Annotated in this window: 15 protein-coding genes and 1 tRNA gene; 7 read left to right on the top strand and 9 right to left on the bottom strand. The window is 48.0% G+C overall.

Annotation, left to right across the window (positions count from 1 at the left end; genetic code table 11):
* Positions 1-51: 51 nt before the first annotated feature.
* Complete coding sequence (locus tag H6570_03415) at positions 52-1,305, top strand: ABC transporter permease (protein ID MCB9318305.1); 1,254 nt, start codon at positions 52-54, stop codon at positions 1,303-1,305.
* A 159-nt stretch (positions 1,306-1,464) separates the two neighbouring features.
* Here the strand turns inward: H6570_03415 and rplT are convergent, their stop codons facing one another.
* The 4 genes from rplT to H6570_03395 all read right to left on the bottom strand — a co-directional run bounded on the left by rplT (position 1,465) and on the right by H6570_03395 (position 5,462).
* Complete coding sequence (gene rplT / locus H6570_03410) at positions 1,465-1,809, bottom strand: 50S ribosomal protein L20 (GenBank protein MCB9318304.1); 345 nt, start codon at positions 1,807-1,809, stop codon at positions 1,465-1,467.
* A 72-nt stretch (positions 1,810-1,881) separates the two neighbouring features.
* Complete coding sequence (gene rpmI, locus H6570_03405; protein MCB9318303.1) at positions 1,882-2,076, bottom strand: 50S ribosomal protein L35; 195 nt, start codon at positions 2,074-2,076, stop codon at positions 1,882-1,884.
* A gap of 105 nt (positions 2,077-2,181) precedes the next feature.
* A complete protein-coding gene (locus tag H6570_03400) occupies positions 2,182-2,772 on the bottom strand; it encodes a translation initiation factor IF-3 (GenBank protein ID MCB9318302.1) in 591 nt (196 codons plus the stop codon).
* A gap of 146 nt (positions 2,773-2,918) precedes the next feature.
* Positions 2,919-5,462: an ATP-dependent Clp protease ATP-binding subunit gene (locus H6570_03395; protein ID MCB9318301.1), complete on the bottom strand. Its 2,544-nt coding sequence runs from the start codon at positions 5,460-5,462 to the stop codon at positions 2,919-2,921.
* 421 nt (positions 5,463-5,883) lie between these two features.
* On the opposite strand from H6570_03395, the gene H6570_03390 reads away from it, so the two are divergent.
* From H6570_03390 to H6570_03380, 3 genes are all read left to right on the top strand, one after another.
* Positions 5,884-6,276: an STAS domain-containing protein gene (locus tag H6570_03390; protein ID MCB9318300.1), complete on the top strand. Its 393-nt coding sequence runs from the start codon at positions 5,884-5,886 to the stop codon at positions 6,274-6,276.
* 3 nt (positions 6,277-6,279) lie between these two features.
* The gene (locus tag H6570_03385; GenBank protein MCB9318299.1) at positions 6,280-7,197 is read left to right on the top strand and encodes a ribonuclease Z; all 918 of its coding nucleotides are present in this window, start codon (positions 6,280-6,282) and stop codon (positions 7,195-7,197) included.
* Between the two features lie 65 nt (positions 7,198-7,262).
* A tRNA-Lys gene (locus H6570_03380) sits at positions 7,263-7,338 on the top strand.
* A 55-nt stretch (positions 7,339-7,393) separates the two neighbouring features.
* Here the strand turns inward: H6570_03380 and H6570_03375 are convergent.
* From H6570_03375 to H6570_03360, 4 genes are all read right to left on the bottom strand, one after another.
* Positions 7,394-7,834 carry an OmpA family protein gene (locus H6570_03375; protein MCB9318298.1) on the bottom strand — a complete coding sequence of 147 codons (441 nt, stop codon included), beginning with the start codon at positions 7,832-7,834 and terminating at the stop codon, positions 7,394-7,396.
* A 123-nt stretch (positions 7,835-7,957) separates the two neighbouring features.
* Entirely contained in the window at positions 7,958-10,588 is a 2,631-nt protein-coding gene (locus H6570_03370; GenBank protein ID MCB9318297.1) for a family 20 glycosylhydrolase, read from the bottom strand.
* A 13-nt stretch (positions 10,589-10,601) separates the two neighbouring features.
* Positions 10,602-12,785, bottom strand: coding sequence for an alpha-L-fucosidase (locus H6570_03365; protein ID MCB9318296.1), 2,184 nt, complete (start codon positions 12,783-12,785; stop codon positions 10,602-10,604).
* A gap of 117 nt (positions 12,786-12,902) precedes the next feature.
* Complete coding sequence (locus tag H6570_03360) at positions 12,903-15,143, bottom strand: alpha-L-fucosidase (protein ID MCB9318295.1); 2,241 nt, start codon at positions 15,141-15,143, stop codon at positions 12,903-12,905.
* A gap of 442 nt (positions 15,144-15,585) precedes the next feature.
* Between H6570_03360 and H6570_03355 the strand changes: the two genes are divergently transcribed.
* The gene (locus H6570_03355; protein ID MCB9318294.1) at positions 15,586-17,235 is read left to right on the top strand and encodes a DUF1800 domain-containing protein; all 1,650 of its coding nucleotides are present in this window, start codon (positions 15,586-15,588) and stop codon (positions 17,233-17,235) included.
* Positions 17,236-17,246: 11 nt separating this feature from the next.
* Positions 17,247-18,791: a DUF1501 domain-containing protein gene (locus H6570_03350; GenBank protein MCB9318293.1), complete on the top strand. Its 1,545-nt coding sequence runs from the start codon at positions 17,247-17,249 to the stop codon at positions 18,789-18,791.
* A gap of 1 nt (position 18,792) precedes the next feature.
* Here the strand turns inward: H6570_03350 and H6570_03345 are convergent, their stop codons facing one another.
* Positions 18,793-20,583, bottom strand: a complete 1,791-nt coding sequence (locus tag H6570_03345) for a Na+:solute symporter (protein MCB9318292.1) — start codon at positions 20,581-20,583, stop codon at positions 18,793-18,795.
* A gap of 319 nt (positions 20,584-20,902) precedes the next feature.
* On the opposite strand from H6570_03345, the gene H6570_03340 reads away from it, so the two are divergent.
* The gene (locus H6570_03340; protein MCB9318291.1) at positions 20,903-21,808 is read left to right on the top strand and encodes an NTP transferase domain-containing protein; all 906 of its coding nucleotides are present in this window, start codon (positions 20,903-20,905) and stop codon (positions 21,806-21,808) included.

Below are 21,808 nucleotides of genomic sequence, written 5' to 3'. Positions count from 1 at the left end.
ACAATTTGCTGCCCGAAAGGATTAGTTCTTACCTTGGTGCTCACCGGTATTATGAAAATATATTTCAACATACTCATCGGAAGCATCACCCAGGCATTTCAGCAACTTGCCTCAAATAAGATGCGTTCGTTTCTCTCCCTGCTGGGGATATTGATCGGCATTCTGTGCATCATCCTGATCTTATCTGCTGTCGACTCCCTCCAGGCAAATATCGAACAAAGCTTCGAAAAACTGGGGCGTGATGTCCTTTATGTGGACCGCTTCCCCTGGAACGAAGACCCCGGAGAAAACTTCTGGAAATACTCTAAACGTCCTAACCCGGATTTCAACGACTACAAGGCTATAACGACCAAGGTTCATTCGGCGGAAATGGCTTCGCTGGCAGTCTTCATGCCTACCAATGTGATCAAATTCCGCAACAACAGTATCCGCGGTGCATACATGGCCGGGGTTACCTTCGAATTTGGCGAAATATTCAAACTGGAATTCGAGTCCGGCAGGTATTTTACCAACTTTGAATTTGAAACCGGGGCAGACCGGGCCATATTGGGTTATGAAATTGCTACAAGCCTTTTTCCCAATACCGACCCGGTAGGCAAATACATCAATGTGCGGGGACGCAAGCTCATGGTGATCGGAGTCCTGAAGAAAGAAGGCAATAGTCTGGTCAATGTCATCCCATTTGACCGGGCTGTGATCATCAGCTACAACCAGGCGCGTAAGATGATCAATATCAGTTCCAGGACCACCTGGGGTACCATGCTCAATGTAAAAGCAAACCCGGGGGTCTCCCTGGATGACCTGAGGGATGAGCTGACCGGCGTACTACGTGTCCACCGGCATTTAAAACCTATTGAAGGCGACGACTTTTCCATCAACGAACTTTCCACACTAACGAACCTGCTGGCACCGATCTTTAAAGTCCTAAGTATGGTAGCCATCATCATTGGACTTTTCGCTATCCTGGTTGGCATCTTCAGCGTAGCCAATATCATGTTTGTTTCGGTGAAAGAAAGGACTAATCAGATCGGTGTTAAAAAAGCACTAGGCGCTCCCCGCCCGGTCATCCTGATGGAATTCCTGATCGAATCCATCATCCTGTGTCTGCTGGGAGGAGCCCTCGGCTTGATTATCGTATTCGGCATTACCGAGCTGGCCACCAAACTGTCCGGATTTCATTTTTATCTGCCGGCGAAGAATATCATTCTCGGTGTTTCCATGAGTCTTATCATTGGTATCCTCAGTGGCATTATACCAGCCTGGCAGGCAGCCCGCATGGATCCGGTCGAGGCGATCCGGTCATGATCCAATGCCGATCAAACATTAGTCCATTTGGGAGCACGTTACATGCCTTCGACAAACGGGCATCGGGTGATTTAGCATACTTGTAAAAATTGTCCGAAAATAAAAAACCCTGAACCGGAACCGGCCAGGGTTTATATTTCGCTTGAAGGAACTCTTCCTTTATTTCACCTGATCAACAACTGCTTTAAATGCTTCCGGGTGATTGGTGGCCAGATCGGCAAGCACTTTCCGGTTTAGCTGGATGTTCGACTCATCAAGCTTGTGCATAAACTGAGAATAATTCAATCCGTTGATGCGGGCAGCAGCATTGATACGGGCTATCCATAGGCGGCGGAACACGCGTTTTTTGTTGCGGCGGTCCCGGTATGCATACTGCATACCTTTTTCGAGGGCATTTTTGGCAACGGTGTATACTTTAGACCGTGCACCGAAATAACCGCGGGCTGCTTTTAGGATTTTCTTTCTTCTTTTGCGGGAAGCTACCGCATTGACTGAACGTGGCATGTGCTTTTGTTTTTAGTTCAATACAGGGACCTACTTGGGTGCTTGACCTGTATTCTCGTTAAAAAATCAGAATCAGATATTCAGCATCCGCTTCACTCTTGCCTCATCGGCAGGACTGATCAGCGATGACTGGACCAACCGCAATTTTCTCACCTTGGTCTTTTTACGCATCAGGTGAGAATGATTTGCGTGGAACCTTTTTAATTTTCCTGAGCCGGTTAGCTTGAAGCGCTTCTTGGCACTGGAATGTGTTTTCATCTTTGGCATAACCACACGAATTTTAAGATGGAGTGCAAAGGTATAAAAAGTATTTGAATACCAAAGGCAAAACCTTACAAAGTAAAGCTTATTAGACTTGTCTGAGGTTGAAGGTTATTTCTTCTTGGTATCCTTTTTCGGAGAGATGATGACATGCATCCGGCGTCCCTCCATTTTAGGCGGAGAGTCCGGGGTGCCAAACTCCTCCAGTTCTTTCACAAACCGTTCCAGCAGATCACCACCACGGTCCTTGTAGACGATGGTCCTTCCTTTGAAGTGTACATAGGCTTTCACTTTTGCCCCTTCCTCCAGGAATTTCCTGCTGTGACGCAATTTAAACTCAAAATCATGGTCATCGGTGTTCGGTCCGAAACGGACTTCTTTAATGACGGTTTTGGCAGTATTTGCTTTTATTTCCTTCTCTTTCTTTTTCCGGAGGTAAAGGAATTTCTTAAAATCGGTAATCCTGCAAACCGGTGGATTTGCATTCGGTGAAATCTCGACCAAATCCAAGCCTACTTCATCGGCCCATTTAAGTGCCTGGTAAGTATTGTAAATGCCTGTTTCTATTTTAGCTCCTATCTCTCCACTGATTGTCTCCAGATTATCCCCGACGAGTCGTATTTCTCTAACGCGGATCTGATCATTTACTCGGTAACCTGCATTATCTTGTTGCGGTCTCCTGTAGTTGGTTTCTCTTGCCAAATGTTTAAAAGTTTAATGAATAAAAAGTGTACAAAACTACAACTTATTAAGGTAATTGCTTTGATGTAAGTTTCATAAATAGGGCAAAAGCCTTGCAATCATCCCAGGATAAGGACGAGCAAATCCGATGCCATGCACGATGTCTGTTAATTTTCCTGGATATCAGATGATTCTACTTTATTGACCAATACGATCCGGACGCCTTCCTTGTCAGCGGTAAGGACAGCTTCCAGCTGGGCTCCTTCCTCCGGATTCTGTTGTAAAATGAATTCTGCCAACGGGTCTTCCAGGTATTTCTGAATGGCACGGTGCAATGGTCTGGCACCGTACTGTGGATCATATCCTTTATCGGCAACGAAATCTTTAGCCTCATCTGACAAGGTAAGGGTATAACCCATCAGGCTTAACCGCTTGTACAAATCTTTCAGTGTGATGTCGATGATCTGGTGGATCTGATCCTTATCCAGTGCATTAAAGATCACCACGTCGTCGATCCGGTTCAGGAATTCCGGTGAGAAAGTACGCTTGAGTGCCGTTTGAATGACACTCCGGGTATTTTCTTCGGCGGCTTCAACACGGGCCTTGGTGGCGAATCCCACCCCTTGACCAAAATCTTTCAGCTGCCTTACACCAATATTGGAGGTCATGATGATCAAAGTATTCTTGAAGTCCACTTTCCGGCCCAGGCCATCGGTTAGCTGACCATCATCCAATACCTGTAACAGGATGTTGTAAACGTCCGGATGTGCTTTTTCGATCTCATCCAATAAGATGACCGAATATGGTTTCCTGCGTACTTTTTCTGTCAACTGGCCGCCTTCTTCATAACCTACGTATCCCGGAGGCGCACCGATCAGTCGCGAAACGGAGAACTTCTCCATGTATTCACTCATATCAATACGAATCAGGGCATCCTCGGTATCAAAAAGGTATCTGGCCAGCGCCTTGGCCAATTCGGTCTTCCCTACCCCGGTAGGTCCCAGAAAAATGAATGACCCAATAGGCTTCTTCGGGTCCTTCAATCCGACCCGGTTGCGCTGGATGGCTTTGGATACCTTGGTGATGGCTTCATCCTGTCCAATAATCAGCTCCTTCAGGTCTTTGGTCATATGGACCAAACGATTGCTTTCACTTTGTGCAACGCGCTTGACCGGAATACTGGTCATCATACTCACGACTTCGGCGATGTCTTCCTCCGATACCGGATAGCGTTTGGAACGGGATTCTTCTTCCCATTCCTCTTTCGCTTTCTCCAGCTGGCGTTGCAGGCGGGACTCATAATCGCGCAGGTCAGCAGCCTGTTCATACTGCTGATTCTTTACCGCCATGTTTTTATTCTCCTTAGCCTCTTCGATCTTCTTTTCCAGTTCTTCGATGTGCTTCGGAACGTGGATGTTTTTCAGATGGACGCGGGCGCCAACCTCATCGAGTACGTCAATGGCCTTATCCGGCAGGAACCGGTCTGAAATGTAGCGGTCGCTGAGCATAACACAGGCCTTGATGGCCTCCTCGGAATAGGTGACGTTATGAAACTCTTCGTATTTCGCTTTGATGTTGGTCAGTATGCTGATAGCTTCTTCTGCGCTAGGCGGATCGACGATGACTTTCTGGAAACGGCGGTCCAGAGCGCCGTCTTTCTCGATATGCTGACGGTATTCATCCAGGGTGGATGCACCGATGCATTGTAACTCACCGCGTGCCAGGGCTGGCTTGAAGATGTTGGATGCGTCCAATGAACCCGTGGCACCTCCGGCGCCAACAATCGTATGGATCTCATCAATGAACAGGATCACATCACGTGATTTCTCCAGTTCATTCATAATGGCTTTCATGCGTTCTTCAAACTGGCCGCGATATTTGGTACCGGCTACGAGAGCAGCCAGGTCAAGCATGACGATGCGTTTATTGAACAAGGTACGGCTAACTTTCCGCTGCATGATCCGCAGTGCAAGACCTTCAACGATGGCTGTTTTACCTACTCCTGGTTCACCGATCAGGATCGGATTGTTCTTTTTACGGCGGCTCAGGATTTGGGATACGCGCTCGATCTCTTCTTCACGACCAATGATCGGATCCAGCTTATCCTCTTCTGCCAGGCGGGTAATATCCCGGCCGAAGTTATCCAGGACAGGCGTTTTGGACTTGGGGTTGGCTTTTTTGTATTTGGTTGAGCTTTCTTCTTCCATCGGAATATCCGAGTCGGAAGATGCCTGACTATAGAAATCGGATTTAGAGAATTCCTGTTCCTGACTCACATATTCGAGCTCGGACTTGTAGGATTCATAATCCACATCAAACTCTTCCAGGATCCTGGAAGCCAGATTATCCTTGTGTTTGAGAATAGACAGCATGAGGTGTTCCGGGCTGATCTCTTCATTTTTAAGCACTTTCGCTTCCAGGAAAGTTAGTTTGAGTACTTTTTCAGCTTGTTTGTTCAGGTCGATGCTGCCCAATTTGATGCGGGAGTCGGAGAGGTTGCTTTTGGGTGGAATCTGTTCTTCTATCTTGTATTTCAATTCTGAGAAATCTACATCCATAAAATCCAGGACTTTGACTGCCAGAATGTCTTTATCATGGAGCATGCCCAGCAGCAGATGTTCCGTACCGATGTAGTCGTGGCCCAGACGGACCGCTTCCTCCCGGCTTAAACCTAAAATCTTTTTCACTTCGGATGAAAACTTGCTGTTCATAAATAGTTTACCTGTTGTTTATTTGGCTCGCACTCCGTCAAAACCAAAGATCACAATTATTTTACAAAAAGTGAGAATTAATCCCACTGTTAACCCAACAAAAACATGCCAAACTGGTTCGAACTGACATTTTGTCTTGGTAATGTAACATCACAAGTACGTCATAAACCTCCCACTGGCCACGGTTTAATAGAAATATAACATATTAAAACAAAATTGCATACATAATGAATATCATTTCCAACAACTCTTTTCGATTATGGTGCAGATCAACGTTTTAAGTACCGCTTCTTACCGAAATGCCAGCAGGTTTATTCCGCACACTGGGGATCCTCCGGATGAATGAATTGCGGATCCTGACACAAGGGTGGTCCATATTATTAGAATTCCATTATTTTTGCACGCGATAAAGTAATGTAACATGAAATTCTCTCTGGATAAACAGGATAAGTACTCCGTCCTGACTTTGGACGAAGAAAATTTGAACTCGCTGATAGCCCCAAATCTGAAATCGGAGTTTGTCTTTATGCGCAACGAAGGCGTACGCAACCTTATCTTCGATTTGTCCAAAGTAGCCTATGTCGATTCTTCCGGACTAAGTTCCATCCTTACGGCTAACCGCATCTGGAAAGACTATGGCTCCTTCATCGTAACCGGCATTGTACATCCTGCTGTAAAAAAATTGATCGAGATCTCCCGGCTTGAATCCATTCTCACGATCATTCCTACCCTGCAGGAAGCCATTGACTATGCGATGATGGAAGAACTGGAGCGGGAAATCGGGGCCGAAGAAGAGGAAGCCACCGATAATTAATCCATGGAAGTAACGATCCTGGGAAATAATTCCGCTGTTCCTGCCCACCAACGGCATCCTACCTCCCAGGTCATCAAAATCAAGCATCATTCTTTCCTCCTTGACTGTGGGGAAGGGACACAAATGCGCATGATCGACTATTCCGTCAAACGGGGTCGCATTCATCACATTTTTATCTCACACCTTCACGGTGACCATTTCTTTGGGTTGCCTGGTGTGGTCACTTCCTTTAACCATATGGGGCGCAAAGACAGTCTCCATATTTACGGACCCAAGGGGCTTAAAGCAATCCTGGACCTGATCCTGGAAGCAGGAGATGTACCTCTGCAGTATTCCCTCCATTTTCACGAATTGGAAAGTGGTTTCAACCTTCTGGTACGCCATGATGACTATGAAGTCTGGTCGTTCCCGATGCAGCACCGCATTCCCACCTGGGGCTTCATCTTCAAAGAGGTATTCAGCAAGCCCAATGTGATCAAAGCTTACATTGATGAATACGGCCTGACCATTGCAAACATTAAGGACCTGAAGGCCGGGAATGACATCCAACTTCCCGATGAACGGTGGATTACCGTTCGTGAAGCGACCTCTCCACCACCGCCTCCCAATGTGTATGCCTACTGCAGTGACACCTTATACGATGAAACGCTGGTCCCTTTAATCCGTGGCGCCGACACCCTCTACCATGAATCGACGTTTACGGAAGAATTTGAAGAAAAAGCCATGCTGACAAAGCATAGCACAGCTGCGCAGGCCGCCCAAATTGCCGTCCTGGCCGAAGTACAGCAGTTGTTGTTAGGACATTACTCCAGCCGGTTCGGTGACCTTACTCCCCTACTGGAAGAAGCCCGGGCTATTTTCCCAAATACCCAACTAAGCATAGAAGGACAAACCTATTCCATAGTAAAAGGCAAAAAATAGAATCACAACTTGCCAAAAATGAAATGGTTTGTATCTTTGCAGTCGCTTTGCAAGAAAAGTTACACGATCGTGTAGCTCAGCCGGTAGAGCAACGGCCTTTTAAGCCGTGGGCCCTGGGTTCGAGTCCCAGCACGATCACCAAGCCATCTTCATCCGGAGATGGCTTTTTTTATGGGTTCCCATGATGTTTTGAAATTCAGGCTGGTTTCGGCCAGAGCACAACATCCACCCGCCGGTTTCTGCGGCGTCCTTCCCAGGACTCATTATTGAATTGGGGGTCAAACAAACCGTGGTCTTTGATGAAAATGATGTTTTCCGGTACCAGGTGATCGAGCAATGCTTCCCGGACCGCTTCACTGCGCATCTTTGACAGCCATTCATTGTATTCCACACCTCCGATATTGTCGGTGTGGCTATGAATATGGATCTCGTAATTTTCCAGGATCACCCCGCTGAGAAAGAGGTACAGTGCAGACTTCTGATCGTCGTCAATGTAATAACTTCCACCTCCAAAATAGATGGACTTGATAAGGTAAGGTTGATTTTCGCCCGGCATCTCGGAATCCTGTGCCCAGGTTACCCGTTGAAAAAGTCCAACAAAAACAAAACTAATCGCGATGAGATGCATGCGGTTCATCCTTTTAAATTACAAGGAATTCTCCAACATGTCCAGCCCTGCAGGAAAAAAGGTAGCGTTATGCGTACGACCAGGTTACTTCAAAAGACTGCCTATGCCATTCCTCCATACGGGTATAACCGGTCATTCGGCTTTCTCAATCCTGATCTCGTCAACAAACAACCAGCATGGGGCGCCCGGAGACACGTGCCAGGCCGGATTTTCACCAACGTTTCTGGCCATAACCCGGATATACTTAAACGGGGTATCCGGAAACTGAAAAGATGCCGTCTTGCGCTGGACATCGGCTTCATCCTGCTTAAGTGGCCAGTTCACCTTTCCTATAGTGGAATAATGGACGCCGTCCTCTGAAGCTTCAACCTTGATCTCCGTAGGGAAAAATATCCAGGATGTCTGGCTTTCCAGAAACGAGATGTGCAGGGACTTCAGTTGGGTCATGGACTCCAATTGAAGGTTGGCAACCAGATCATCTCCCACAAACCCCAGCCATTTGCCATCGCGAAAATTCTCTGTCCCGGCCTGATGATCCACCAGGGTGACTGGTCCGGAGCCTGCATATTGTGGTGCATAGGGATGATCAAAGGAAATCTTTTCGACAAAACCATCGTGAACGTACAGGTACTTTTCAAAGACAGGGCCCATTTCTTTTCCATTGATCACCCGCGCCTTGAGCGTACCGGAATGGTCCATGAATACCGGCACCTGGTAGATCGTTGAGGAAGCATCCGGATCCGTACCATCCGTCGTATATACGACTTCCTCACCCGGAATAACCGTGCCCAGGGTCATCGTACGTATGGTTCCAAACGCATTGTCATCGGGAATAAAAATGACCCGCTGGGACAGTTCAACGATCCGGGCCAGTTCGGCATCAAACTTCTCCAGATTATGTTCAAGGTAATACGACCTGTTCTCGGCTTTATACAACAACTGGTATTTTGAGCGGATCTTGAGCAAATTGCCCCTTAAATTGGTAAGCAGGCGATCCAGCTGACCCGGATTGATCGAAGCGTCAGGCAGGTGATCGGCCAGGTAACGCTGTACCATTCGTTTTTGTAAAACCCAGCTTACCCATTCCAGTGACAGCTCAGCAGCGACCGTGCTATTGATCTGATTGTGGTTTATAACCTGAATTTCTGACAATTGCTTCTGCAAAGCATTGGTTTGCAGTGTTGCTTCCTGAATATCGGCAGCAGACCAGGGAAAGTCCAGCTGGATCAGGTCTTCCCAGGTCAGGGCATTGGACAGGCCGGCAATCACAGGGTAATCCCCAAGATGGGACATATCCATGTACAACTGTCCGAAGCTTTTCTCGGGCAATTGATAAAACTTCTGGTCAAATAACTGGATGAATTCACTTCGGAATGCCGTATCTACCGGATCCCTGGGCGCCCAGCAAAGGGCCCCACCCCAGATCAGAGGCATCCAGGTATCTTCAAATAAACTTATGCCGTCATCATCCCAGGTAGTCAGTATGACTCCTTCTGTACCAGTCTGGTATCCGTCCCAAATAAACTGACGAATATTCGCAAATGCCGTTTCCATATCCGGCCATATCCGGCCCCAATTGCTTACTCCCGGAGCAACAAAGAACGGGAATCCGGCAGTCTTGATCGGGTCTATCTCAGCACGGTACGATGGCAGTGCTGCATAATCCCAGGGAACCATGATGATGTCCTTGGGCAAACGATCGAGGATCTCCGGGCTATGTAGCGCAACATCTCCCCACATCATGACTCTTTTACCGTAGGGTTTAAGCAACTCGTACACTTTATTGATGTGTCCGGCATAAATTTCCGCTTTCGATTGGGTCGCCAGCATCGACTTAGCGGGACCGGTGCCTAAACCACTCACTTCATCACAATTGATCAGAAAGTAAGGTGATGTATACACGGGAACTATGTCAGCGTACCAATCCTGGAGTAAAGTATATGTACCTTCAACCGCAGGAGAAAGAACACCGGGTGTTTCTGCCAGTGACTGGTAGGCGGGTATGCTGAGCACTTTATCCATATGACCGAAAGACTGCTGATTGCCGATGATGTCAACATGATACTGCTTGGCATACTCAACCAGCTGCTTAAGTTCATCCTCGGATATTCCCTCCTGGGGAGCCAGATCGGGGTGACTTTTGTATTTGTAGACATTCTCCGTATACAAAGTCAGGGCATTCAGTTTGTACTGGGATAGTCGCTTGATCTCCTCCTTAAGAAAGTCCATGTTCGGTATAGGTCCCCGGCTGATGTCATCCTGCCAGGCTCTTACTGCTATGGAAGGATAGTCGACAATCGTTAGACAAGGGATCAGTAATCTTTTATTTTGCTGCAACAATTGCTTGAGGGTTACCATGGCATAAAATAAGCCCTGATCTGTATTGGACAATACGGTGATGTGTTTGACATCCACCTTGATCACATAACCCTGATCCCCGATCTCATTCAGTTCTTTGGCAAACTCCGCATCCAGGTGTTTGCTATCACCTTTTTTGGCCAGCAGCAGCTTAGCCTGACCTTTCCCTGCAGGAACCGGTGATATGGTTCGAAAGTCATCCAGCACAACCCGGCATTGTGAAACTGCAACCTGATTGTTTGGCGTGGCTTTGCCTTCGAAACTATAGCCAAAATCCGGTTTGGCCAGGAACAATTCGCCTTCCTGGTAGGTAATGGACTTAAGTTCCGGCAAAAACTGAAACGGCTGTGCACCTAAGGCTGAAAGCCCCACGCTTAACCACAGAATCACTGGCAATCCACGCATAACTAAGGTTTTTTTACAAATTATCTACCGGCACGATCTCCATTTTGAAATTGACAAATCCAAGATCTGCGTATGGAGATGAAGCCCGGATCTCTACCGGCACGATGGATCCTTCCTGCAGGTTGATGTTTCCTGCCGTCTTACGATAACGCGCAGCAACGACATCATGCTGTATGGTGACTTCGCTGGATCCCTTTGAATTATAAAATTTAAACATCATCTGGTTGTTGCCCTGTTCAAGGGGAATTTCAACGAGGTATGTCTTCTGGGGAGCCGGGGCAAAAGTCTCCAGTAGTTTTCTCCCTCCCACCCATAAGGCGACACCATCATCCGCAGTTATGGTTGACATCATTACCTGATCATTCGGAGAAAACATGCTGAACCCAATGTATTGAGAGCCTACATCCGGCAGATTCAAATCGTAAGGCTTACCCTGTTCCCAATCATTCTTTTCAACGAATGTCCTTGAGCCGTCATAACCCCATGGCCTGGAGTAGGCGAGATTATAGAGCACCCCGTGAATTGTGCTGAATGAAGCATCTTCATAGATAGGCTCTGCCATCAGGAAATTACCAAAGGCAATACCTGAAGGTGCAGGAATTTCTTCCGGTTCGGATTTTTCCAACGTCAGCGGGAAAGTGTTGTCCCCGACCTTTAAGGTAAAATTTCGCCCGACCTCTTCATTGGTATAGGAAAGGCGAATGGCATAATTACCGGCTTTTGTGCTTTGCAGGAACCACTGCAAACAATTATTCACCTCGGTAATGCTCTGGTATTTATCGCCAACATAGGCTTTGTAGGTTTTTGCATTCTTCAGATCCATGGTATAGGTTTCTGCCTTGGGGATAACGGTCCGGAGAGGATAAAAGTCCGGTGCCCCTCCTATTTCAACAACCATTACGGTTGTTCCCATGGAATCGGAAACCATAGACGTTACGTCGAATGTTACATTCTTTCCTTGTTTTGCGATCGGCAATTCAACCGAGGGATTAGCCAACGGGTAGGCTCTGAGGATCTGATTCTGTAATCCGTACAGGCTGATCCTACCATCCTGAGGATGTTCGAGGATCGTGACATACAGCTTCCCTAACTCATTGCCGGCAGTAACTGCGCCCCAGGTCCGAACCCCGAAAGAAGTCGGTTTTGTATCAAATACCGCCTTGCCATTGTGGGTGATCCATTGACCCATTTCATGCAATACCTTTTCTTCAAACGGCACCACCGTGCCGTCACCTTCAGGTCCAATATTGAGAAGGTAAACACCGCCACTTCCGGCAACCCGGACCAGTGAATGCAGTTTCTCCGCTGCTTTCGCACGGGGATCTCCCCGCTTCTGCCACGACCGGTACCCCCAGGTTTCATCAAACATGGAAGCGGGCACCTGCCAGGGTGCCTGGATGGAAACCTCGGGATATTGATTGTCTCCCATTACAAAAAAATCGCCGTCCTGGTTCCAGACCCGGCTGCTGATCTGACATTCGGGTTGCAGTGATTTGACCAGGTCGCGGTATTCGTTGCTTTGTTCGGGTGTCGGAGCTCCCATATCAAACCATAATTGATCGATCGGACCATAATTGGTCAGCAATTCCCGGACCTGAGCCAGATTGTAGGCATGCAGCTCCGCGGAGATCGGATCCGAATTACTCTTCGATATGGGGCTACCGGCCGGATGATGCCAGTCGATCAGCGAATAATACAACCCAAATTTTAAACCACCCCGTGCACATGCATCGGCAAGTCCTTTGACCACATCTTTGCCGTAAGGCGTTGCATCGACCACATCGAAATCCGTTTCGTTGGATGCAAAAAGACAAAAGCCATCGTGGTGTTTAGCTGTCAGTACGATGCTCTGCATTCCTGCTTCCTTGGCGATCTGGACAATATGGTCCGGGTCCCAATTGGAAGGGTTGAACTGTTTGGCCAGCTCGGCATACTCATCACGCGGAATGGCAGCGTAGGCCTGGATTTGTTCACTATAACCTTTTTCGATTTGTTTTCCTTTCCATACCCCTCCAGGGATCGAATATAAACCCCAGTGGATAAACATGCTGAATTTCCGGGCTTCCCAGGTAGACTGGTCAAATTGTGGCATAGCCACGGATCCTGGATTATCAGTCACGGAAGGACGATCCTCATTGGAAGTACATTGAAGCAAAAGAACCGCAAGCAGGTTTATCAAGAGCAGTTTTTTGGACATATTAAGTGCATGCATTTGGTGGAACAAGGCCCAAAATTACATTTCTGCAGTTGATTGTGGGTAGTCTGCGTTTATATTACATCTTTATTAACAGGGCGGTAACAGCGTGGGCAATGCCTATCTGATACTGATTTCATCGATAAAGATCCAAGCAGGATCGCCCTCATCCTGCATCCCTTTCGGAATGGTCTGGTTTTTACCGAATACTTTGATGAAGCGGATATTTTCCAGGTTCCGGTCCAAGGACAGGTCTACGGTCCTGGGCAGATTGGATGTTTCGCCGGATTCAGGGCGCAAACGCCCTATCTTTCTCCAATTTTTAAGATTGGTGCCTACATAAATATCTACGTATTCCGGCGGAAAGATTTTCTGGCTTAAATCTTCCAGGAAATGCAGGGTAATGCCATCCATACGGCCCAGGGTGCCCAGATCAATAATGGCTTCCAGGTCTTCGCCCTGAAATCCGAGCCAGCGATTATTATCAAATTGGGTACCACCGCGTATGCCGTCTGAAAGGATCAGACTTCCCCCTGCCGTATAGCGGATATCCGGGGCGTGTTCTAGGAGGATCTTATAGCGTGCTTTATTGTACAACTGGGATTTTACAAATCCTTTTGTCCCGGAAGGCGAAACTGCAATGGTCCTGATCTCGGTGGTACCAAATATTTCAATGGGGCCAGCATACCGCTTCGATTTCACAGTCGGAGTGGTGCCGTCCACCGTATAATAAACCAACGCATCCGGATCATCGGTATGCAGCGTGATACGCAGATTATCGCTGAAGGCCATGCCTTTGGGTTCAAAATAAACCTGAGGCAGATCCTTGTACAGACCCCAGGAAGCAATCCGTGGAGCTGGCCCGCGGTATTCCGGAAAAATGAGTCGTACCCGCTGTGTTTTAATTGTCGGAAAATGCAATATCCGCTTATATCCCACGGTAGTTCCTTCCGCTATCGACTGCCACACATCATCAACATATGCTTCGAGGATGAATTTTTCAATGCGCTGTCCTTCCTGAATAGGTTCCTGCAATGCCATGATCCCAAATAAGTGGGGCTGTTCCCATTCTACGGATATCGATGGGGAAGCATCATCCGCATCGGGCTCCCAATAGGTTGTCAGGGAACCGTCGGTCAGGTATCCGGTTTCAAGCCTCTTTTTACTGGTGGAAGGAGTGATGGTCCCTCCGGCTAGCTGATTGGTCCGAAAAATCTCCTCAAGGGATTGATGAAATGCAGCCAGGTGGGTTGAATCGATAGGCGAGATCCTGCCTTGCTGATCAGGAGGCACATTCAAAAGGAGGACTGCATTTCGTCCTACGGATGTCAGGTAGATCTCCAGCAATTGCTCAGCCGTCTTTACCTGCTCATCCTGATTGGCATGATAAAACCAACCCGGCCGTATGCTGACATCCACTTCGGCAGGGTACCACGCCAGCTCAGTGGCGCCAATCAGTTTCTCCCGGCTGCCCAGATCGTAATCCATCGGATTGATCTGTGGGCGGTAAATGCCTTTACTATTCTGTGTGGATACGGAAGTATCCGTGGACTGATAGGCAATAGGTATCACGCTCCACTCGGTCTCCCGGCCAAATCCGGTCTCCGTGCCTACCCACCGGACATCAGGACCCATGATTGCAATAACCGCCTCTGGTTGCAGTGCCCGAACCGTTGAAAAATACCGGCTCCAGTCGTACTCCTGCTTAACCCCATTGGGTCCTTCCCCATTGGCGCCGTCAAACCAAACCTCATCCACCGGACCATAGTTGGTCAGCAGCTCAGTCAGCTGCCGGACGAAATAGTCGTTGTAAGCATCACTGCCGTAGGTCTTTTCGTGCCGGTCCCATGGTGAAAGATAGACACCTACCTTCAGTCCAAATTCATGACAGGCATCTACAAACGCACGCATGACATCACCCTGACCATCTTGCCAGGGGCTGCTTTTGACCGAATAGTCGGTGAACTGGGAAGGCCACAAACAAAACCCGTCGTGGTGTTTGGCGGTAAGCATGGCCAGTTTGAACCCTGAATCTTTGAGCGTCCTGATCCATTGCCTGGTATCCAGCCGGGAGGGATTAAACAGATCCGGCTTGTCAGTCCCGTCGCCCCATTCCTGGTCTGTAAATGTATTGATACCAAAATGCAGAAAAGCCGTCATTTCCAGTTTCTGCCAGCTTAACTGACGAGGTGCGGGATGCACTTCCAATGATTTATCAAGAAGCTGTTCCTCAGTCGCTCCGGCCGCCACCGAAATCTGTTGTCGGTCCTCCTGATCACCATGGAAACACCCTGTCATGGCCAGGACGATCCCCAGACCAAGCACGCTCTGCAATACATTCCAATACACTGTTCTCCCCATGACCATCCAAGATATTGTTTTCTGTCGCTCCACTCCGCATAAACGCCCGTGTTTTACCGGAACGCAGCCAAGTCGACCTTTAAATAATTTTCAGGAAGACTTCGGCAAGAAGATTCCGGTGCGTGATGTTGCAATAAAAGGCCGTTTGCGGATACTTGTTGCTAGCAGGAACAAATTTCAAGCCGGGGTTGGGATAACCTTTCATAGTCTAAATCTATTCCCGGATCAATAAACACCTGAATTTGATGAATTCGATATTATTTTCACTATACCCTTTAGCCCAACAAATACCATAATCAATTGATTGATAATTCATTGAATACGGTCTTTCGGACCGTCTGTCCGTCAATTAAATTCTTTAGGGAAAATCAAATTAAACCAAATGTTCCGATAAGCGTCCAACCAGGGACATCGGATTTACGTGTATGATAAAAACCAATCCATGGATCGTCGAACATTTCTACAAAAGCCGGTAAACAATCTTGCATTCATCCCGCCGCCGCCAAGGCAAAACTTAGACTCTTATGCAGGGCTCTGGACTGAACAGGAAGCAGGACATCTGCTTCGCCGCACGTTATTCGGCACTTCGCCTGACCAGATCATAGAATCCGTAAACCTGGGCCTGGAAGCAACCCTGAATCGTTTATTAGAAGATCTCCCCATGCCTGACCCTCCGGTCAATTTCAATGACGAGAATGATGTCAATGCCCCAATAGGTACCACCTGGGTTGATAAGCCCTATAGCCCCCAGGATACGAACAATGATGAAGTGCGATTCCGTAGGCAGTCACTGCTGTCCTGGACCATGCAGCTAGCCCTGGAGCCACACATCAACATCCGGGAAAAAATGTGGTTGTTCTGGCACAACCATTTTGTGGTAAGTGATGTCAACGATCCCAAGTACAATTATTCCTATGCCCAGTTGTTGCGTAAACATGCCACCGGCAATTTCCGTGACCTGGCTAAAGAAATTACGATCGACCCCGCTATGTTGCGCTTTCTGAATGGTAATGACAATACCGTAGAGGCACCAAATGAGAATTATGCTCGCGAGCTCCTGGAATTATTCACCATTGGAAAAGGTCCGCAAGTTGGTCCCGGCGATTATACCAACTATACGGAGGAAGATGTAGTTGCCATAGCCAAAATCCTCACAGGCTGGCGTGATAAAGGTTTTTTTGCCCAGCAGCAAGTACCTGTTGAGTCAATCTTCCGATCCAGCCGGCACGATAAGAGCACCAAAAAGTTAAGTCCCCGCTTTGATGAGGTCTCCATTGCCAATGGAGGAGCTAATGAGTACAAGACCCTCATCGACATTCTGTTCTCAAAAAAGGAGACGGCCCGTTTTCTGTGCCGTAATCTATATCAGTTTTTCGTCTACTACCGTATCGACGAATTTGTAGAGGAAAACATCATCGAGCCAATGGCTGATACGCTGGTGACAAGCAATTTTGAAGTAAAACCGGTACTGCGCCAGTTGTTCGGGAGCAGTCATTTTTACGATGCAGAACTCTATGGGGCGATGATAAAAAATCCGATGGATTTTGTCGGAAGCACTGTCCGCAACTTCTCCACTACAAGCCCCGTAGGACTGGTTCCCACCTATGTATTCCACCTTTTACTTAACCGGGCTGTCGACGCGATGGACATGCGTCTTTTCAGCGCGCCGGATGTAGCAGGGTGGAAAGCGTATTACCAGGAACCCAGCTTTTACCAGAATTGGATCAATTCCACGACCCTGCGCAATCGTCAGGATTGGATCAATATCGTGACTGGTAGAAAAGGAGGGAACAACCTGGAGCCGATCATCATTGATCCGTTCAAACTACTGGAATTGACCAGCGATCCTTCCGACATCTACACGCTGCTGAATGAGTGGATCGCCTGGTTGCTGCCACAGCCCATTACGCAAGGGCAATATGACACCTTAAAAAACACCCTGATACCGGGATTGCCTGATTACGAATGGAAGCTGGAATATGGAGAATACCTTTCCAATCCCAATGATGTGGAAATTAAAGAAGCCCTGAGACGTAAACTCCTGGATCTGGTTTTTACCCTGTTAAGCATGCCTGAATATTATCTGGCTTAAAAACATAATGAATGAAACGCCGAACTTTTCTGCGAAATACATCGCTGGCCACACTCCCCGTTGCCCTACCCGGTTTAAACCAAACGTACCGGAAATTATTAAGTTATCTCACGGAGAATACCGATAAGATCCTGGTCCTGATCCAGTGTTCGGGAGGTTATGACGGACTGAATATGGTCCTTCCTTTAGATCAATACGATGGTTTATCAAGAGCACGGGCCAATCTGCTGATACCGGAAACCCAAGGCATTAAGCTGACCGATCAGGTTGCCCTTCACCCGGCTCTGGCTCCAATGGCTGAAATGTTCCGGGAAGGACAACTGCAAATCATCCAGGGAGTTGGCTATCCGGAACAGAACAGGTCCCATTTCCGGTCCACGGATATCTGGACATCCGGTTCTGCTTCCGATCAGTACCTGAATACCGGATGGCTGGGCAGATACCTGGACGATCTGTATCCGGGCTATCCTGAAGGTTACCCGAATGCGGAAGATCCGGACCCTTTTGCGATCACCATGCAGGGTACGGTCAGCGAAACCTGTCAGGGTATCGGAGGAAATTTTTCAATGAGTGTGAACGATCCTTTTGCATTGGCGCCACTCACGATCAGCACGGCCGGTAATGCTCCGGACACTTACTATGGTGACGAACTTGCTTTCCTGAGAGATGCCATATTAAAAACCAATCAATACTCGGACGTTATCCAGGCAGCAGCTGAGAAAGGTAAAAACCAGGTGAGCTATCCGGAAAATAATAACCTGGCCAACCAATTACGCAATGTTGCCCTGCTCATCTCCGGAGGACTCCAGACCCGAATTTATGTTGCTTCCATGGGTGGATACGACACCCATGCCAACCAGATCACCCCTGGCGATGCAACCAAGGGGGCACATGCTGATTTAATGGAAGAATTGTCCTCGGCTATCGCCGCATTTCAGGCTGACCTCAACGCCCTGGGATACCAGGAAAAAGTTCTGGGAATGACCTTCACCGAGTTCGGGCGGCGGATCCGTTCCAATTACAGCCTGGGTACCGATCACGGATCGGCTGCTCCTTTGTTCTTATTTGGATCCTGTGTGGAAGGGAGCATTGTAGGCCATAACCCGGAGATACCCGATGATGTGGACCCGCTGGAAGGCGTTGCCCTACAGCACGATTTCCGCAATATCTACGGCTCTCTTTTCGAACACTGGTTTGAAATACCAAAGGAGAAAGTTGGCTTGCTGTTGTATCCGGAATACCAGAGTTTACCTATCCTGAAAAATTGCAGTACAGCGACCAGCAGCCGGCATAGCTACTCATCCTTTTCAACTGCCAGTATTGTACCAAATCCAATCCGTCAGTCGGGTAAATTGGTGTGGGAACATCCGGGCGGAAAAGTCCGCATTCAGATTATGAATGTCCTGGGATCGGTGATCAGCACCCTGTACGATGGGAATCTTGCCTCAGGTCCGCAGACGATCGAGCTGGATACTCACCGCTTAATTCCTGGAACCTATTACATTTACCTGATGACAACACTGGGGCAACGCACCCTGCGCATGGTAAAACTATAGTCTATAAATTCCTGATCCGGTTCCAGAGGATCAGGAGCCCGGTTATAGACAGACCTGCGATGACAGTACCGATAATGGCGGATACAATTCTTCCATATATCCAGAATCCAGCTGCAAATAATGAACCGTAGATAGCAAAGCAACCAATAAAAATGCATGCGATCTGCAATGGAAGCTTACCGTGCTGGATCTGATCTTTATGCAAAGCACCCTCCTTTACGGCACTCTCCACGACCGGTTTCCATCCGGTGGCGTCCGGCTGTGTCACCTGGTAGAAATTGACCAGGGTCTTATGTTCGGTGGGTCTGGTCAGGAAGGTGACAATCAACCATCCTACAGTCGTTATCCCGACAGCGATAATCAGTTTCCAGTGCGTTGAAACCGGATCAAATCCCAATCTGGTGTGCAGCAATTCAAAATAGAGTGCAACAGCAAATGAGATTACCATCGCGGCTAATTCACTATACGCATTGATCCGCCACCAGAACCAGCGCAGGATAAAAATCAAGCCGGTTCCGGCTCCGATTTGCAACAAGATCGAAAAGCCCTGTAACGCGTCTGTCAACAACAATGCAAAAATGGCGGCAAAGATCATCAACGCCACTGTTGAGATACGCCCGGCAGAAACGAGCTGCTTCTCGGATGCATTTGGATTGATAAACCGACGGTAAAAATCGTTAACCAGGTAACTCGATCCCCAGTTAAGTTGTGTTGACAATGTTGACATAAATGCCGCGATCAATGATGCGACGACCAATCCCAACAGTCCGTGGGGCAGGAAAGTCAGCATGGCCGGATATCCAAGGTCATGACCGATTTTATCCACCGGAATCTGAGGAAATGCAGACTGAATGTGTTCCAGTTGCGGGAATACGACCAGGGATGCCAGAGCGATGAGGATCCAGGGCCAGGGCCGCAAAGCATAATGCGCTGCATTGAAAAGCATGGTTGCCCCAACGGCGTGATTTTCATCTTTAGCTGCAAGCATCCGTTGTGCAATATAACCACCGCCTCCCGGCTCAGCTCCGGGATACCATACGCTCCACCATTGTATCGCCAGCGGCAATATCAATAGCGACCACAATTGGTCAGGGTCTGACAGGTTGGGTAAAATGTTCAGTTTTGCCTGTACCTCCGGATGGGAAAGTAACTGGCGGACGCCACCAACCTGGGGCAGTTGCATGATAACAATGGCGGCAATGATCGATCCGGCCATGGCGATACCAAACTGGAAAAAATCCGTTATGATCACACCCCGCAGTCCACCCATGGCACTGTAGATCACCGTGATGACCGAGGCATAAAGCAAGGTTTGCCAAGGCTGCAGGCCCAGCATGATACTTCCCATCTTTATCGCAGCCAGTGAAACGGTTGCCAGAATCATGACATTGAAGAAAAATCCCAGGTAAATAGCCCGGAATCCACGCAGGAAAGCAGCCATCTTGCCTGAATATCTAAGCTCGTAAAATTCGAGATCCGTCAGGACTCCGGAACGCCGCCATAACTTGGCGTAAATGAATACCGTCATCATTCCTGTGATCAGAAATGCCCACCATACCCAGTTTCCAGCAACTCCGTCCTGGCGCACGATGCTGGTCACCAGATTGGGTGTGTCTGCCGAGAATGTTGTGGCCACCATGGAAACACCCAATAACCACCAGGGCATGCTGCGTCCTGAAAGGAAAAATTCGGAAGTATTCTTTCCGGACTGCTTGGCTACCACCAGGCCTATCACCAGAGAAATGATGAAAAAGGCTATGATAAAAATCCAGTCTGCTCCATTTAATGCCATAGTTCCAAATGCTTTTACCAGATGCAGCAATCACCTCCTGATTTTGCGATGATTGATGAGCCTGAAAATGATTACAATTACACTGTGTGGGCACACAAAAGGCTATTCCGATGGTAAAATAATAATATTCTATTCCTGCACCTAGTACCCTGAATGAAAATCCCGGAACCGGTACATCCCTCCTTGAATCGGGACCAATTATGTGGCCGGGGTCAATTTACCTTTCCTTCCCATAAAGCTAAATATTTCAGGAAATGTCCTTTCCGATTCCCATTTTTAGGTTAAACTTGCGCCTTTGAGTATAATTTAGAACCCTATGATTAAACCTACCTTATTGATCCTGGCGGCAGGCAAAGGTAGCCGTTACGGAGGGCTGAAGCAGATGGATGCATTTGGCCCCAATGGAGAAACCATCATTGACTACTCCATCTATGATGCCATCCAGGCTGGTTTTGAAAAAATCGTTTTCATTGTACGGGAATCCTTTGTGGAGGAATTCAAAGCCTTGTTCGAACCGAAATTCAAAAATCGCGTGGAGACCGTTTATGTCTGTCAGGAACTTGACGTCCTCCCGAAGGGATATGAAGCACCTCATGACCGTACCAAGCCCTGGGGAACAGCGCATGCCGTTTGGGTTGCCAGGGATGTCATCCATGAACCTTTTGCCGTGATCAATGCCGATGACTACTATGGCCAGGAAGCATTCCACACCATGGCAAAATTTCTGACCGAAGAGGTAAATGAGCAATTATACAGCTATGTTGCTTATTCACTGATCAATACTTTGAGCGAACACGGTACGGTGAACCGGGGTGTTTGCCATGTGGACGAAGAAGGATACCTGACCTCGGTGGAAGAGATCATAAAGATCCGCCGCCAATCCGACGGCACCATAAGTTATCCGAACCCTGATGGAGGCCCGGATCTGCTGCTTACCGAAGACACCCTGGTCTCTATGAATTTCTGGGGATTTCACCCTTCCTACTTTGAGTTGAGCGAGACCATATTAAAGCAGTTCCTAAGCCAGCATGGTCGTGAGGAAAAGTCGGAATTCTATATCCCTACAGCTGTCTTTACCATGATGCGGACCCATGGGATCAAAGTGCAATCGCTCTACAGTGAAGCTTCCTGGTTTGGCGTTACCTATCCGGAAGACAAACCCATGGTCCAGACGAGGTTAAATCAATTAATTACCAGCGGGGCATACCCTGACCAACTGTGGTAA

The sequence above is a fragment of the Lewinellaceae bacterium genome (genome assembly GCA_020636135.1).
In the GTDB taxonomy this organism is placed as follows: domain Bacteria; phylum Bacteroidota; class Bacteroidia; order Chitinophagales; family Saprospiraceae; genus JAGQXC01.
Note: the sequence above shows the minus strand (reverse complement) of the source record. Positions and strands in the feature narration are given on the sequence as shown.

What these genes read in the sequence shown, in the direction of transcription:
- H6570_03385 (MCB9318299.1), top strand. Translation starts at nt 6,280, where the DNA reads ATGGAAGTAACGATCCTGGGAAATAATTCCGCTGTTCCTGCCCACCAA.
- rpmI (MCB9318303.1), bottom strand. Translation starts at nt 2,076, where the DNA reads ATGCCAAAGATGAAAACACATTCCAGTGCCAAGAAGCGCTTCAAGCTA.
- H6570_03390 (MCB9318300.1), top strand. Translation starts at nt 5,884, where the DNA reads ATGAAATTCTCTCTGGATAAACAGGATAAGTACTCCGTCCTGACTTTG.
- H6570_03345 (MCB9318292.1), bottom strand. Translation starts at nt 20,583, where the DNA reads ATGGCATTAAATGGAGCAGACTGGATTTTTATCATAGCCTTTTTCATC.
- rplT (MCB9318304.1), bottom strand. Translation starts at nt 1,809, where the DNA reads ATGCCACGTTCAGTCAATGCGGTAGCTTCCCGCAAAAGAAGAAAGAAA.
- H6570_03355 (MCB9318294.1), top strand. Translation starts at nt 15,586, where the DNA reads ATGGATCGTCGAACATTTCTACAAAAGCCGGTAAACAATCTTGCATTC.
- H6570_03365 (MCB9318296.1), bottom strand. Translation starts at nt 12,785, where the DNA reads ATGTCCAAAAAACTGCTCTTGATAAACCTGCTTGCGGTTCTTTTGCTT.
- H6570_03350 (MCB9318293.1), top strand. Translation starts at nt 17,247, where the DNA reads ATGAAACGCCGAACTTTTCTGCGAAATACATCGCTGGCCACACTCCCC.
- H6570_03375 (MCB9318298.1), bottom strand. Translation starts at nt 7,834, where the DNA reads ATGAACCGCATGCATCTCATCGCGATTAGTTTTGTTTTTGTTGGACTT.
- H6570_03370 (MCB9318297.1), bottom strand. Translation starts at nt 10,588, where the DNA reads ATGCGTGGATTGCCAGTGATTCTGTGGTTAAGCGTGGGGCTTTCAGCC.
- H6570_03360 (MCB9318295.1), bottom strand. Translation starts at nt 15,143, where the DNA reads ATGGGGAGAACAGTGTATTGGAATGTATTGCAGAGCGTGCTTGGTCTG.
- H6570_03395 (MCB9318301.1), bottom strand. Translation starts at nt 5,462, where the DNA reads ATGAACAGCAAGTTTTCATCCGAAGTGAAAAAGATTTTAGGTTTAAGC.
- H6570_03415 (MCB9318305.1), top strand. Translation starts at nt 52, where the DNA reads ATGAAAATATATTTCAACATACTCATCGGAAGCATCACCCAGGCATTT.